The sequence below is a fragment of the Chryseobacterium sp. MMO-72 genome, from assembly GCF_037146035.1.
Taxonomy (GTDB): Bacteria; Bacteroidota; Bacteroidia; order Flavobacteriales; family Weeksellaceae; genus Chryseobacterium; species Chryseobacterium indicum.
This window is the reverse complement of the sequence record NZ_JBBCWG010000012.1, coordinates 1-15,029: the sequence shown is the minus strand read 5'-3', so window position 1 is coordinate 15,029 and position 15,029 is coordinate 1. Positions and strand designations below refer to the sequence as shown.

The window sequence follows — 15,029 nt, the reverse complement described above, 5'->3', positions numbered from 1 at the left end:
GCTTTAGTATTTAAAATGAGATAAATAAGAGTTCTAATATTTTTGTAAGTTTGCGAAAACAATGGAGACTACAAATGAATTTTGAAGATTTTATCATTTCCCCAAGAAATTTCAGGACAGAAAACTGGCAGATCGGGGCAGGAATCACGAAGGAAATAAAAGAAGACAGTATCGTACTTCTTTTTGTTTCAGATTACAGAGGCGCAAATGGGGATGCAGAAGTTCAGGATTTTACAGGGATCAGGAATGAATTCTATAAACTCTCACAGCTCGATTTTGAAATTCCGATAGTGGATCTTGGAGACCTTGTTTCCGGAAAATCTGTTCAGGATTCTCATTATATTCTGCAGGAAGTATTGTCGGCGTGTCATTACAAAAGAGCCATTCCGGTCATTGTGGGCGGTTCGAATGATTTCGCTTTTTCGCTTTTTTCGGCGCTTAACTTCCATACCAAAAGCATCAATTATACCCAAATCAGCAATATTATTTCCCTGAAACAGGGCGAAATGATTAATGAGCATACGTTTTTAAGCAAGATTTTCGGAGCGAAAACTTTTTCCATAAAAAATTACCATCATTTAGGCTATCAGAAACATCTGAATGAAGCAGATTCAGTAAGATTAATCAAAGAAGTTGAATTTGATATTATCCGCCTTGCTGAAATGATGAATTCTACCGAAAAAACAGAACCTTTCTTCAGAAAAGCGGATCTGGTGACAGTAAATTGTGATGCCATCGAAAGTTTCAGCGAACCTTTTTCCATGAATCCGCAGGTAAACGGACTGAACCGCAGAGAAGTCTGCGCGTATATGAAGGAAATCGGTTTAAGTGAAAATTTAAAGTCTGTCGGAATTTTCAACTATAATATTTACTCCGAAAACCAGCTTAATCAACAGCTTCTAGCACAAATGATCTGGTATCTGATCGAAGGAATCAATATTCAGAGATCACACCCGAAAGAAAGACATTATGAAGTGTTTTATGTTTTGGTAGACGACAGACAATATGCCTTTAAACGGGATACTTTCAGTAATCTCTGGTATTTCGGGGACGATGAAAATATAGAAAACTGCGTTCCCTGTTCCCGAAAAGATTTTGATGATGCCAAAAAAGGCTGGCTGAATGCACGACTGACGAAAATATAATGTATGAAAAATGTTCCCTCAAAAGTTTCTGTTATTGTTCCCGTCTATAATGTTGAAAATTATCTCGCAAAATGTCTGGATTCTTTAGTTAATCAAACCCATCAGAATATCGAAATTCTGGTCATCAACGACGGCAGCAAAGACGATTCGGAAAAGATTATTCAGGAGTACGCTCAGAAATATCCCGAAAAAATTAAATCTTTTATTAAAGAAAACGGCGGTTTGAGTGATGCGCGGAATTTCGGCATCGATCATGCAACAGGAGATTATCTCGGATTTGTAGATAGTGATGATTATGTTGCGCCTTATATGTTTGAAGAAATGGTACATCTTGCTGAAAAACATCAGTCGAAGATGGTAATCTGCAATATTCAGAAAGTAGATGAAAACGGAAAAGTAACGCAAAAACTTACACAGATTCCCAATATGCCGGAAAAAATTGATCTCGGAAATAATTTTTCCGTTTTTTCCGATCTCAGCTACTTTGCATGCAACAAATTGTTTAAAAAAGAACTTTTTAGGGACAAAAAATTTAAAAAAGGGGCGCATTTTGAGGATATTCAGTTAATCCCCCAGCTTTTGCTGGAATGTGACACTATTTCGCAAACGCAGAATTTCCATTATCAGTACTTTGAACGTACCGATTCTATTACCAAAACCCATACGGAAAAAGGACTGGATATTCTGAAAGCGGTAATGGATGTAGAACAGGTTTTTGAAAAGTCCGGATATTCCGGCAGAAAGAAAGAGCTTAAAAATTTTCAGATTTTTGAAGGAGTGTATTCTTTTCTGGCTTATCTTGCTTTTGTAAAAGACGAAAGAACTTTTTATGATATGTCGGCAAAATTAGAGATATTTATCAAAGATAGAGAACTGAAATTGAAAGATATATTGAATTATAGTCGTTTTGATAAGAATTATCTGCTATCTTTGTCACTGAAAAAAAAGATATACTATCTGTTGTTTTTTGCAGGGCAGAAAAAACTGATAAGAAAATTAGTGTAAACACAAATGTAAGTACTGTGTTACTTAGCTCATAAGCCAGACACAAGGTTTTTAGTCGTTAAGCCTTCAAAGTACTTGAATAGAAAAAAAATGAAGAATTTTGAATTGTTCTTAAACCAGTCAGGGATTCCTATTTTTTATGTAAAAGTAGGCTTTGGTTTTTTATTTTCTTTTTTAATCACCTATTTTTCCGTTCCCACGATCATTAAAATTTCCCGCAGGAAAAATTTAATGGACGAACCTGGGGTAAGAAGTTCCCATCTCCGAAAAATCCCTAATCTTGGCGGGATCGCGATTTTCTATTCTATCGGAATCTGTGCTTCTATTTTCGCTTACGAACTGTTTGATCTCTATAAATTTCTATTCGCTTCCCTCGTTATTTTGCTTTACATTGGAGTAATGGATGATATCGTTGTAATGAGAGCCTACAAAAAACTGGTAGCACAGATTGTGGTATCTGCATTTATAGTTATTGGCTCAGATATAAGAATCAGAAGCCTTTTCGGAATTTTCGGAATCTATGAAATGGAGTATGTTATAAGTGTTATTTTCAGTATTTTGACTTTTATAATCCTTATCAATGCATTCAATCTCATAGACGGAATTGATGGGCTTGCCGGAGGGTATTCTGTTATCTGCAGTGCGCTTTTCGGGATCAGTTATTACAGATTGGGAGAATATAATTATCCTCTGGTTGTTTTATCTACAATTATAATAGGGGCAGTTCTGGCGTTTTTGTATTATAATTTATCCAACTACAGAACCAATAAAATATTTATGGGAGATACGGGCTCCATGCTTCTGGGATTCCTTCTTGCTTTTACTTCCATTTGTTTTATAGACATTTTTATAGATAAAAAACTTCCCGGAATTCCAAGATATCACCTCCAGTCTGCACCTGTGGTAGCGGTGGCAATATTAATTTTGCCCATTGTAGACACTCTTAATGTTATTATGGTAAGATTAATTAACAAAAAATCTCCCTTTGATGCAGACAAGAATCATATCCATCATAAACTGTTAAAACTTAATCTTACACACAGAAGATCAAGCTTTTATATTGTTGTATATTATCTCTTTATTGTAACGGTAGCCTATTATCTCCGACATATAAATGTAAATCTTTTATTATTGATTGTACTTTTTCTGGTTTTTTTGGGAGCTTATATTCCGGATTTTATTTATCTTTTGAAGAAGAATAATAAAAAGACTATCAATTAAATCTTTACTTTTGCAAACAACTTGAAAAATATGATGAAGAATTGTAAGCATTTATTACTTTTAGCCCTGCCACTTTTAATCACCACATCTTGTATTACTACAAAAGATGTAAGATATATGCAGCCCAGCGAAAGCCTTGTAATTAATGAGGAAGGTTTGATCCCCTATAATATTCCTGTCTACAGAATTACAAAGAACGATATTTTGAACCTGAACATTGTGACTACGCCTAAAGGGGACGCCGCACAGTTCTATTCTTCCCTGAATACTTCAGGATCTGGAGCCGCAACCAATTCCATTGCTAATGGAGGAGGTGCTTCTTCGGGAGGGACAGGTGGAAATAGTACTTTTTACTTTAACGGATTGAAGGTTGATAACAACGGAGATATTAATGTTTTCGGAATAGGGTTTATCAAAGCGGAAGGAAGGACCATTGCGGAAGTGAGCAGTGAAATTCAGGATAAGGTTAACGAAAACTTTCAGGAAGGCAAGTCTGAAGTACGCTTAAATACCAACGGAATTACATTTTACGTCTTGGGAGATGTTGAAACCACAGGCGTTACCGGTGAGAAAGTTGTTCACAAAAATACACTTACTATTACAGAAGCAATTGCAATGAGTGGTGGATTAAACAGAACTGTTGACCGAAAAAATATTGTTATTCACCGGAAATTACCTGAAGGAATTAAAAAAGCAATTATTGATCTCACCCGTGAAGATGTAATGAATTCTCCATATTTTTACGTTCAGAACGGAGACGAAATTTACCTGAATACAAGAGCGAAAAGTCTGAACGGATTAGGAAAAGATCCTATCCAGACTTTAACAACAGGAGTTTCTGTGATTACAACAGCCTTGTCTATCTACCTACTTTTAAAAAACCTTTAATACTATGATTCCGGGAAAAGAAACAAAGGTAGAGAAAGCAGATTCTCACAAAGAAAAGCACGGCAGTTTTGCCTTATTTGATGTTGAGCACTTTTTACGCAGAATACTGAGAAATTGGTATTGGTTTGTTTTAATGCTTTTTATCGGGTATGGAATTTCGTGGATGTACAGTAAATACTACGCTCAGAATATTTATGCATCGACCTTGTCTTTAAGTATTTCCAATAATACTTCAAGTTATTTCACGCCCAGCCAGTCTATTAATTTTATCTGGGGACAGGGAGGAAATCAGGATGGGGTATATCTGAAAAAAATGCTTTTATCCAGAACCCACAATGAGTTTCTGATAAAGGAGCTGGATCTTTTTGTAAATTATTCCACAAAAGGACTTATTAAATCAACTTATCTGGATAAAGATGATTCTCCCGTTTTTTTACAGGTAGACAGAAAGCATGGGCAACAGGTAAATTATCCTATTACATTAATTCCCAAAGGAGGAGATTCTTACGAAGTCGTATTACCTGAAGAAGGACAGTCTCAGAATTTATATAGTTTTGAATCTGAAAGCTATACAACCATTAATCCTTATGGAAGACCTGCGAATAAAATTATTCGGGTAGGAGAGTGGTATACTTCTCCTAATTTGAGATTCAGGCTGTTAAAAAATCCTGTAAATCCAAAAATTAAATTAACCAATATAATTGTAAATTTAAATACGGTTAATCAGACGGTTAATGATATTGTTTCCACAATCGGAGTGGAGTTTGATAAGGAGATCAATACCATCATGATTATCACCAAGAAAGGTTACAACCTTAACAGTACGGTGAATTTCCTTAATATGTCCGTAAAACAGCTTCAGAAGAAAAGACAGGCCGATAAAGTTTTGGTGGATCAGAATACCAATGTATATTTAAAGCAAAATCTGGATAATATCAGAAAAAAGTTAGATTCCAGTGCCAATGTTCTTAATTACATGAAGACAACTGAAAAACTTTATGATATTAAAGACAGAGATGAAAAATCATTAACAGAAATTAAAGATCTTGAAGCCAAAAAAGCTGATATTGAAAGCAAAATAAGCTCCCTGAATCAGATAAAAAACAGTCTGGAAACCCAGAATTTCGAAAAAATGATCAGCACTAATGCTGCAGGTTTTCAAGACGGACTCTTCAGTGCTTCTGTAGCAGAACTGAAGGCTTTATATCTTAAGAGAAGAGAAATGGCTTTAATTTACAAGCCAAATTCTGAGCCGATGAAAGAGATCAACAGATTGATTGATGAGGCCAGAATCAGTTCAAATGGTGCTTTACGAAATTATTATACCGCTTATTACACAGAAATTAATAAAATTAACCAAAAGGTCGGAAATGCAAATTCCGAATTGGCAACATATCCTGAAAAGCAGAGAAAATACCTAGATGCAGAAAGAGGATATAATATGATTGAGGCTACCTACAACAGCTTGCTTACGAGACAGAACGATACAGAGCTGAGAATGGCGGGAAACCAGTCGGATATCAGTGTAATAGACCCTGCTAAAAATGTAAGCCAGCCACCAATTGGCCCGAATGTAAAAGCTACAAAAGCCGCAATTATTGGGGGGCTTCTTGCTTTGCCACTACTGTTTATTTTTATTGGAGAAATATTAGATAGTAAAATTCGGAATATTAAAGAATTGCTTAATGCTACTAAAATTCCGCTTCTTGGAGTTATCGGAAATAACAATCATGAAAATATGCTTACCGTTCTGGATCAGCCAAAGTCTTCTGTTTCGGAAGCGTTCAGAGGGGTTAGAGCAAATGTAAGATTCTTATCCGGAGAAAATGATGGCAGCAAAGTAATTCTGGTTACTTCTTCAATTGGGGGTGAAGGTAAAACCTATGTTTCTATTAATTTGGCTTCCGTTTTGGGATTAAGCGATAAAAAGACCATTCTTTTGGGGATGGATTTAAGAAAGCCTAAGATATTTGGTGATTTTAAAATTGATAATAAATATGGTATCTCAAATTACCTTACAGGTGAAGTGGGAATAGATCAGATTATCAATAAAACAAGAATTCCAAATTTGGATGTGGCAACCTCCGGTCCTATTCCTCCGAATCCGTCTGAGTTGCTGATGAGTGAAAAAAACATCAAATTTATCGAAGACCTTAAAAAAATATATGATTTCATCATCATCGATTCTCCTCCGGTAGGTCTGGTCGCGGATTCTTATGAGCTGATGAAACACTCGGATGCTAATATTTATGTAGTCCGCCATGAATACACGGAGAAGTATATGCTGAAAATGATTACAGAAAAATACCATACCGGAGAAATAGGACATTTAGGTCTTGTTTATAATGATTATAATACAAAACAGGGCTATGGCTATGGTTACGGCTACGGTTATGGCTACGGCTATGGTTACGGTTATGGCTATTTTGATGAAGATAAAAATTACAGAGAACCAATGCTGATAAGAATTAGAAATAAAGTTCAGTCAATATTCAATAAAAAATAATACATTTAAGCCCTCATCTAATGGGGGTTTATTATATCGTGATAATTTTGATTCTATTAAAAAAAGAATAATTTTGCTACTTTATCGTTTACTTTATAACAAATTATGTTTTTTTGTTTATTTTTAACTAAACATTAAGATTATCATTAATATAAAAAAGTTTTATATTTGCAAAAATTAAATTTTAAAATAACCATAAATCCATATTCTTTTATGAATAGAAAATTATTGTTTAGCTTCCTTGCCGCTCTAGGAACTGTGGTAAGTGTTAAAGCACAAAGAAACGAACTTGGAGTTCGTCTAGGTATGAGTAACCTAGTTGGGGATATAGGGAGAACGAATTATATTTTACAAAAGCCATTGGATTTAAGTAAAGTTTCAGATTGGGGTGTTCCTTTTTATGGTGGAATTTTATATAGATTTAATTTTAATCCTCACCAGACTGTAAGATTGGATCTTGGATATAATCAGATCCAGTTTAATGACAAGGTGGCGAAAGAAGAATATAGAAAAAACAGAAACTCATTCGGGAAAAACAATGTATATGAGGCAAGTTTGGTCTTCGAATACAATTTCTTTCCGGTAAACAACGAGCAGAAAAGTATGGTGAGCCCATATATTTTCGGAGGGGTAGGAGCATTAATGTTCGACGCTCCCAAAGCTACGATGATTAATGATTTCAGAAGAGATGCAGATGGGGTGGCTCAGGCTCCTATTAATGAACTGGATTTTACAACAACTCCGGTGTATTCTACAGGAACCAAAACTACAATGCATATTCCTTTTGGGGTAGGTTTAAAATATAAATTTAATTATAACTGGGCGCTTTTTGCAGAAGCTACATTCAGATATACGCTTACAGATCAGCTGGATTACAGCAAAATCCAAAGCAAAGATGTGGTTGCTACATATAACGGAGATATTCTCAGCCCCGTTACAGGCGGATCTCTTCTACAGACAGATGCTTATTATGTAGTATCTAAAGAAAGAGAAGCTGCGATTATAGGAGAAAGAAACGTAGGAGATTTTAAGTCTAAAGACTGGATGAATACCATTAGTTTAGGACTTACCTATTCGTTCGGAAGACCTCCATGTTATTGTGATTAATATGTCGTTGATAAAAGATAAAATAGATCCTGAGAATTTACCACAGCATGTGGCTATCATCATGGATGGTAACGGAAGATGGGCAAAATCTCGTGGCGAAGAAAGAACTTTCGGCCACAGAAATGCTATTAATGCTGTTAGGAATGCCATAAATGCGTGTAATGAAATACACATTCCGTATTTAACTCTTTATACCTTTTCTTCGGAAAACTGGAACCGTCCGGCAGAGGAAGTAAATACTTTAATGAATTTACTTGTAGAAACCTTATTGCTTGAAGCGGAAGAAATTTTCAGCAAAGGATTAAGAATGCACGTTATTGGAAATCTCGAAAAACTTCCCTCACTGGTAAAAGATCAGCTTTTACGCGTGGTGGAACTTACAAAAGAAAACACAAAAGGCAATTTGGTATTAGCAATCAGTTATGGTTCGCAGCATGAAATACTAAACGCCGTTAAAAGCATTAGCGAAGACGTAAAGGAAGGAAAGATAGACATTGAAGATATTGATGAAAAATTATTCGAAAGTCACCTTTACACAAAAGATTTTCCGCCGGTGGATCTTTTAATAAGAACCAGCGGAGAAATCAGAATCAGTAATTTTCTCCTTTGGCAGATTGCTTATGCAGAGCTGCAGTTTTTAAACGTTCTGTGGCCGGACTTTACAAAAGATATTTTCTTTCAGTGTATTGTGGATTATCAAAACAAAGAAAGAAGATTCGGAATGACCGGAGAACAGATAAAAATTCAGTAAAATTTAAGAAAAGAAAGACTACGATAAAATGAAGTTTAGACTATTACCCATCATTATGTTTGTTGCTTCTGCACATTTTTATGGACAGGTAACTCCACAGGACAGCACACAGGTGAGCAATTCTGTACACGCAGAAAACCAAGCAGGGACGTACACCTTAAAAGACATCGTTGTAGATGGGGTTAAAAAATATACGCCGGCTCAGATCCTGAGATTTACAGGTTTGGTGAAAGGAGAATCGGTAGATATTCCGGGGCAAAAAATCAGCAATGCGGTAAAAAAACTTTGGGACACCCAATCTTTTTCTGAAGTAGAGGTTTATGTACAAAGTATTGAAGGCGAAACCGTTATTCTAAAGTTTTATCTGCAGGATCTTAAAGATCTTGGAGAAGTAAAATTTACAGGTAAAGGAATCGGAAAATCCAAAAATGAAAAAATGGCTAAAGATAATAATCTGAAGCCGGGAACAAAAATTACACAGAACTTGGTGTCAAGCCTTAAAACAAACGTTCCGAAAGATTTCATTAAAAAAGGATACGCCGATGCTAAAATTTCGATCCAGGAAAAAGTAAATGCAGGAGATCCTAATTTAGTAGACTGGACGATTAATGTAGATAAAGGCAAAAGAATCAAAATCGATCATATCGAATTCGAGGGAAATCAATATGTATCCGACAGAAAACTTAGAAAAAAAGCCTTTAAAGAAACAAAACAAAAAAGATTCGGAATTGGAGGAATCCTGAAATCTTCAAAATTCATTGAAGACAAATATCAGGAAGACAAACAAAACCTGATCAATTATTATAACTCTTTAGGATACAGAGATGCTGCCATTGTTTCAGACTCAGTTTGGAGAAACAAGAGAAACAATTACGAAATCAACGTAAAACTTAAAGAAGGTAAACAGTATTACATCGGAGATATTACATTTACCGGAAATACCGTTTATTCTACAGACTATTTACAAAGACTTTTAGGATATAAAAAAGGAGAAATTTACGATGCGGTAGGTTTCAATAAAAAAGTAGGGGAAGACGGAGGTAAAGAAGACGATTCTGATATCAAATCCGTTTACATGAATAATGGTTATCTTTTCTCAAACGTTACACCGGTTGAAAAATCTGTAGACGGGGATAAGATTAATCTTGAAATCCGCATCAACGAAGGTGAAAAAGCAACATGGAATAAAGTAACCTGGGAAGGAAATACAACGACGCATGACCATGTAATTCTCAGAGCTTTAAGAACAAAACCAGGGAATTTATTCGCCAAAAGTGATATCAAAAGAACATATTTCGATTTAGCTGGAATGCAGTTTTTTGATCCTCAGCAGGTTGGGCAGGATATTCAGCCAAATCAGCAGGATAATACCGTAGATATCAAATGGAAGTTAGTAGAGAAAGGTTCTTCACAGGTTCAGTTACAGGCAGGTTACGGAGGTAACAGCTTTATCGGAACTTTAGGTTTAACGTTCAATAACTTCTCGTTAAAGAATTTCCTTAAATTCAAAGACTTTAAGCCGGTTCCTCAAGGTGATGGACAGACGTTATCTCTTCAGGCACAGGCTGGACAATATTTCCAGAATTACGGAGTTTCATTTACAGAACCTTGGTTATTCGGAACAAGACCGACTGCTCTTTCTGTAAGTTTAAATAACTCACGAGTAAAATATTCTGATGTTTACGGAAACGCACAGAAACTTAACATCTTCTCCGCTTCCGTTGGTTTAAACAGGTTGCTGAAATGGCCGGATGATTATTTCTCATTGTACACAGGTCTTCAGTACCAGAAGTATGACTTTAAGAACTATCCGTTCCAGTTTGGAGATGCCACAGAATATTATGGTTCTGCCAACAACTTAAGCATCAACTTAGGATTAAGCAGAAACTCGGCAGGTATCGATCCTATTTTCCCGACTGTAGGTTCCAACATAGACCTTTCGGTGAAATTCACATTGCCGTACTCTGCATTCAACAATAAAGATTATTCTACTTTAAGTCCTACAGAGAAATACAAGTGGATGGAATTCTATAAAGTGAAGTTCAAAGCAGATGTTTACAATGAAATTATTGGAAAACTGGTTTTGAGATCTTCTGCTGAAATGGGCTTCATGGATGGATATAACTCTAAATTAGGAGCTCCGCCGTTTGAAAGATTCTATGTAGGGGGTACCGGTTTATTCGGAGGTAGATATGACGGTAGAGAATTAATTCCGTTAAGAGGTTATGAAAATGCTTCTACTTACGGAGGAACTTCTCAGGATATTACTCCGACAGGGGGAGGTACTATTTATAACAGATTTACGTTAGAATTAAGATACCCGATTTCATTGAACCAGACAGCAAAAATTTATGCATTAACGTTCGCGGAAGGAGGTAACGTGTGGAATTCTTGGGGAAATTATAATCCTTTCCAGTTGAAAAGATCAGTAGGTGTTGGTGTGAGAGTTTATATGGGAGCATTTGGTTTAATTGGATTTGATTTCGCTTACGGATTCGACAAAACAGTTTCAGGAACTGAGCCTTCCGGATGGAAGACGCACTTCTTGATGAACCAATCATTATAATCCACCTTATGAAAAATTTTAGAATTGTTTTATCATTTGTTTTATTCTTGCTTTTCGGTCTAAGCAACGCACAGAAAGTGGGTGTTGTAGATACGGAATACATCCTGAATAAAATGCCTCAATATAAAGAAGCTGAAGCAAGACTGAATGCACAAATTGATACTTGGCAGTCCGAACTTCAGAATCTACAGTCCGAATACGAAAGAAAAAGATCTGCTTTTGAAAGTGAAAAAGTTCTTTTGATCGGAGATCAGCTTAAACTGAGAGAAAAAGAAGTAATGGATCTGGAAAAAAACATCAAAACAACAACGAGTTTACGTTTTGGTGCCACCGGAGAAATAAAGAAACTGAGAACAAATCTGGTTCAGCCTTTTCAGGATCAGATCTGGGAAGCTATCAAAACCATGTCTGAAAAGAACGGTTTGGCGATAGTTTTAGATAAAACAAGCAATAATGTTATTTTTCTTCAGAAAAGATCCGATTATTCGGATAAAGTTTTAGCAATCTTATTGAAAGATGCTGAACCAAAAGAAAAAGGCAAAACAAAAAAATAAAAGTTTAACTTTTATTACATTTACAAATCTAAAAACAAATTAAATTATTTATTTACCAATTATGAAAAAATTAAGTGTATTATTTGCAGCGGTAATGATGGTTGTATCGGTAGGTATGGCAAAAGCTCAAAAAATTGCAACTTTAGATGTTATAGGAATTCTTAACGCAATGCCTGAAAAGAAAAAAGCAGATGCGGATCTTAAAACTTTCTTAGATACTAAACAGGCAGAAATCAAGAAAAAAGCAGACGCAGGACAGGCTAAACTAAAGCAGTACTCTGAAGAAGCTCCAAAGAAAACAGCTGAAGAAAACAAAGCCAGAGAAGCGGAATTGGCAAAAATGCAGGAAGAAATCCAGCAGATGAACGATAAAGCTCAGAAAGATTTCGTTGCTAAACAGGATCTTGCTTACGAACCAATCGAGAAAAAACTGAATGAAGCAGTTTCTAAAGTAGCAAAAGCTAACGGTTATGATTATATTATGGATGCAAATTCTTCTGCATTCGTATTCAAAGGAGGACCGGATGCTACAGCTGCAGTGAAAAAAGAATTGAATATTCAGTAATTTTTTAGAAATTAATAAATATTTATAAAAATGAACCATCTCACTTCGAGGTGGTTTTTTTATTTTTGCGGAATGGAAAAAGAAGTATCAACCACGGTAAAGGTCAGATTCAGCGACTGCGATCCCATTGGTCATTTAAACAACGTGAAATATCTGGACTATATGTTCAATGCCAGAGAAGATCATGTGGAAACATTTTATGGTTTCACCTATGAAGAATACACCAAAATGACGGGATGCACGTGGATTGCAATTCAGAATGAAATAGCCTATTTAAAGGAAGTACGATATAATACCTCCGTTGTTATCAGCAGCAAGACTATTGAAGTGGCGGACAGAACAGCAAAAGTAGAAATCCTGATGAAAAGTTTAGACGAGAAAACAATTCATGCAGTATTATGGGTTACGGTAATCTACTTCAATGTTAAAACCAGAAAATCGGAAGTGCATCCCGAAGAAATTAAAGAAACATTCAATAAGTTTTATGTAGATTTGGAACAGAAAGACTTCCAGTCGAGAGTTAAATATTTAAGATCACAAAACGCGAGAAACTCATGATGAAAAAAATTTTAGTAGTAGGAGGAAACGGGCAGCTAGGAAACTGCATCAGAAAAATAGCTCCGGATTTTGAACTGGATTATGAATTCATTTTTACAGATTCGCAGACTTTAGACATCACCAACGAAGATCAGATCAATACTGTTTTTACAGAAAATAAACCAGATTACTGTATCAATGCTTCAGCTTATACAGCGGTAGATCTTGCAGAAACTGAAAAAGAAAAGGCTTTTGCTGTAAATGCAGAAGGTGTAGCTTCCCTTGCGCAGGCGTGTAAAGATGCTAAAACAACGTTTATCCACGTTTCTACAGATTATGTCTTTGATGGAGAAACCAATTTAAGTTATTCCGAAGACGATTTCACAAGTCCGATCGGAGTTTACGGAGAATCCAAGTTGAAAGGAGAAGAACTTGCATTGGAAAATAATCCGAAAACAATCATCCTAAGAACTTCATGGCTGTATTCCGAGTTCAATAAAAACTTTGTGAAAACAATGCTCAATCTTTTTTCTCAAAAAGACGAGTTGGGAATTGTAGCAGATCAGTTCGGGCAGCCTACCAATTCAAATGATCTGGCAGAAGCCATCATGAACATTATCGAAGCAAAAGAAAAAATATACGGTGTTTTCCACTTTTCAAACTATCCGGAAACCACATGGTTTGAGTTTGCAAAAAAAATAGCTGAATTTTCTAAATCTTCAGTTAAATTAAATGAACTAACCACCGAGCAATATCCTACACCGGCAAAAAGACCCAAAAGAAGTACAATGTGTCTGGATAAAATTGAAGAAATGTATAAAATAGAACCTAAATATTGGGAAAACAGTCTTGAAGAATGCATTACTGTTCTTACAAAATAACCTATAATAAAGAATGAAAAATTTCATCATAATCATTTTAGCCTTTTTTATCCAACTTTGCAGCGCACAAAATGTATATCTTACAAAAGTTGTAAAAACCAAAGATAATACCGACAGATTTCTATATACAATTAATGAAGAAACAAAAGACGCTGAATATTTGGGCGAAATTGAAGTTCAGGGGTTCTGGAAGTACGATGATGAAGTCTTTTCATTAGTCTATAAAAAGGCAAAAGAAATCGGAGCCAATGCATTTTCATGGAAACCTTTTGAAAATATCGATGGCACTTCTCAGAATTTTAATCCTTCCAATTACAGATTAAACCTTTATTTTCTTCCGAAAGAACAATTTAAAGATCAGACGGGATATATGTATATCTTTGCTTCTTCTGAAAAAGATCAGAAAATAGCCATCAATAAGAAAGATTATATTATCCCTCCCAGATCATTTTTAAAATTGAAAACGACCCCGGGTGAAGTCTACACAATCTCAACAAAAAAATTATTAGGCTCCACCATTAAAATCCAGCCTAAAGAAAATAGCTCCAATCAATATTTCCAGATTTCGTCGGCAAAAATAAAATCGGACGAAAATGGAGTAGGAGGGCTTAATCTGAAAAGCGGAGACATCATTGGTCTCGAAAAATCCTACGGAGAATTTTTAAGCACTATATATAATAAAGAAAAGCAGAGCAATTAAACTCTGCTTTTTTGATTTTCAATGAACCTTTCCTTTTTAACTCCTTTTTTCACCCGCAAATTTCCTCCTTTCCATACTTGCATCCTAAAACCCATCCATTTTCCCCTCAATCCAACAAAATTTTCCTTTAGAACGCAATATTTCCGTCTTTTTTTCATGATTTCACTGCCCGTTCAACGGTTTTTCAAAATCAAAAACATCAAATCATTTAATGTGGAAAACTATGGATATCCTTATAAAGATAAATAAACCAGTGTTTTATAGCCTGAAGTTACCCACAATCGTGTGTATGGCTTAAATATTATGTTAAATATATTTGGAGGCGGAGGGTTAAAGTCTCTATCTTTGCCCCACTGAAAAACGATAGAGAATCAGTAAGCGCAGAAGAGCTTTTAGCTAAGCAATATTACTTAATGAATCCTGAGAGAAGACGGTAAAAGTCTTTTTAAAGCTACAGATTGAAGCGGGTTTTGTTTTTAAACTTTTTTTTTAAAAAAAAATATAAAATAAGATTTGCGGGAATAAAAAAGATTTGTATCTTTGCAGTCCCTAAACGGGGAAGCGCAGGAGATGATAGATTGAGAGTTTAGAGAGGGGTTAAGG

Annotated in this window: 13 protein-coding genes; all 13 read left to right on the top strand. The window is 35.4% G+C overall.

What is annotated here, in order from left to right; translation table 11 throughout:
* The first annotated feature begins 74 nt into the window (after positions 1–74).
* The 13 genes from WFH39_RS15405 (at position 75) to WFH39_RS15345 (ending at position 14,426) form a co-directional block, all read left to right on the top strand.
* The gene (locus WFH39_RS15405) at positions 75–1,145 is read left to right on the top strand and encodes a formimidoylglutamase (RefSeq protein ID WP_336690499.1); all 1,071 of its coding nucleotides are present in this window, start codon (positions 75–77) and stop codon (positions 1,143–1,145) included.
* A gap of 3 nt (positions 1,146–1,148) precedes the next feature.
* Positions 1,149–2,150: a glycosyltransferase family 2 protein gene (locus tag WFH39_RS15400; RefSeq protein WP_336690498.1), complete on the top strand. Its 1,002-nt coding sequence runs from the start codon at positions 1,149–1,151 to the stop codon at positions 2,148–2,150.
* 90 nt (positions 2,151–2,240) lie between these two features.
* On the top strand, positions 2,241–3,371 hold the full coding sequence (locus WFH39_RS15395) for a glycosyltransferase family 4 protein (protein WP_336690497.1): 1,131 nt from the start codon (positions 2,241–2,243) through the stop codon (positions 3,369–3,371).
* A gap of 33 nt (positions 3,372–3,404) precedes the next feature.
* Complete coding sequence (locus WFH39_RS15390) at positions 3,405–4,259, top strand: polysaccharide biosynthesis/export family protein (protein WP_214591151.1); 855 nt, start codon at positions 3,405–3,407, stop codon at positions 4,257–4,259.
* A gap of 4 nt (positions 4,260–4,263) precedes the next feature.
* Positions 4,264–6,765, top strand: a complete 2,502-nt coding sequence (locus tag WFH39_RS15385) for an exopolysaccharide transport family protein (RefSeq protein WP_235131664.1) — start codon at positions 4,264–4,266, stop codon at positions 6,763–6,765.
* Positions 6,766–6,978: 213 nt separating this feature from the next.
* Entirely contained in the window at positions 6,979–7,872 is an 894-nt protein-coding gene (porG, locus tag WFH39_RS15380; RefSeq protein WP_214587485.1) for a type IX secretion system protein PorG, read from the top strand.
* 1 nt (position 7,873) lies between these two features.
* Entirely contained in the window at positions 7,874–8,623 is a 750-nt protein-coding gene (locus WFH39_RS15375) for an isoprenyl transferase (RefSeq protein WP_336690496.1), read from the top strand.
* A gap of 28 nt (positions 8,624–8,651) precedes the next feature.
* Positions 8,652–11,189, top strand: a complete 2,538-nt coding sequence (bamA, locus tag WFH39_RS15370) for an outer membrane protein assembly factor BamA (protein WP_336690495.1) — start codon at positions 8,652–8,654, stop codon at positions 11,187–11,189.
* Positions 11,190–11,197: 8 nt separating this feature from the next.
* On the top strand, positions 11,198–11,743 hold the full coding sequence (locus WFH39_RS15365) for an OmpH family outer membrane protein (RefSeq protein ID WP_087708479.1): 546 nt from the start codon (positions 11,198–11,200) through the stop codon (positions 11,741–11,743).
* 61 nt (positions 11,744–11,804) lie between these two features.
* Complete coding sequence (locus WFH39_RS15360) at positions 11,805–12,308, top strand: OmpH family outer membrane protein (RefSeq protein WP_087708419.1); 504 nt, start codon at positions 11,805–11,807, stop codon at positions 12,306–12,308.
* A 72-nt stretch (positions 12,309–12,380) separates the two neighbouring features.
* Positions 12,381–12,866 (top strand): acyl-CoA thioesterase, encoded by a 486-nt coding sequence (locus tag WFH39_RS15355; protein ID WP_087708421.1) that lies wholly within the window; start codon positions 12,381–12,383, stop codon positions 12,864–12,866.
* Positions 12,866–13,726, top strand: a complete 861-nt coding sequence (rfbD, locus tag WFH39_RS15350; protein ID WP_336690630.1) for a dTDP-4-dehydrorhamnose reductase — start codon at positions 12,866–12,868, stop codon at positions 13,724–13,726. Before WFH39_RS15355 ends, rfbD begins: the two co-directional genes overlap by 1 nt.
* A gap of 13 nt (positions 13,727–13,739) precedes the next feature.
* Positions 13,740–14,426 (top strand): hypothetical protein, encoded by a 687-nt coding sequence (locus tag WFH39_RS15345; RefSeq protein WP_336690494.1) that lies wholly within the window; start codon positions 13,740–13,742, stop codon positions 14,424–14,426.
* Positions 14,427–15,029: the final 603 nt, after the last annotated feature.

Bases quoted from the DNA above. Each gene is read 5' to 3' on its own strand.
- WFH39_RS15385 (WP_235131664.1), top strand. From the start codon at position 4,264: ATGATTCCGGGAAAAGAAACAAAGGTAGAGAAAGCAGATTCTCACAAA.
- WFH39_RS15365 (WP_087708479.1), top strand. From the start codon at position 11,198: ATGAAAAATTTTAGAATTGTTTTATCATTTGTTTTATTCTTGCTTTTC.
- bamA (WP_336690495.1), top strand. From the start codon at position 8,652: ATGAAGTTTAGACTATTACCCATCATTATGTTTGTTGCTTCTGCACAT.
- WFH39_RS15390 (WP_214591151.1), top strand. From the start codon at position 3,405: ATGAAGAATTGTAAGCATTTATTACTTTTAGCCCTGCCACTTTTAATC.
- rfbD (WP_336690630.1), top strand. From the start codon at position 12,866: ATGAAAAAAATTTTAGTAGTAGGAGGAAACGGGCAGCTAGGAAACTGC.
- WFH39_RS15360 (WP_087708419.1), top strand. From the start codon at position 11,805: ATGAAAAAATTAAGTGTATTATTTGCAGCGGTAATGATGGTTGTATCG.
- WFH39_RS15355 (WP_087708421.1), top strand. From the start codon at position 12,381: ATGGAAAAAGAAGTATCAACCACGGTAAAGGTCAGATTCAGCGACTGC.
- WFH39_RS15405 (WP_336690499.1), top strand. From the start codon at position 75: ATGAATTTTGAAGATTTTATCATTTCCCCAAGAAATTTCAGGACAGAA.
- WFH39_RS15400 (WP_336690498.1), top strand. From the start codon at position 1,149: ATGAAAAATGTTCCCTCAAAAGTTTCTGTTATTGTTCCCGTCTATAAT.
- WFH39_RS15345 (WP_336690494.1), top strand. From the start codon at position 13,740: ATGAAAAATTTCATCATAATCATTTTAGCCTTTTTTATCCAACTTTGC.
- WFH39_RS15395 (WP_336690497.1), top strand. From the start codon at position 2,241: ATGAAGAATTTTGAATTGTTCTTAAACCAGTCAGGGATTCCTATTTTT.
- WFH39_RS15375 (WP_336690496.1), top strand. From the start codon at position 7,874: ATGTCGTTGATAAAAGATAAAATAGATCCTGAGAATTTACCACAGCAT.
- porG (WP_214587485.1), top strand. From the start codon at position 6,979: ATGAATAGAAAATTATTGTTTAGCTTCCTTGCCGCTCTAGGAACTGTG.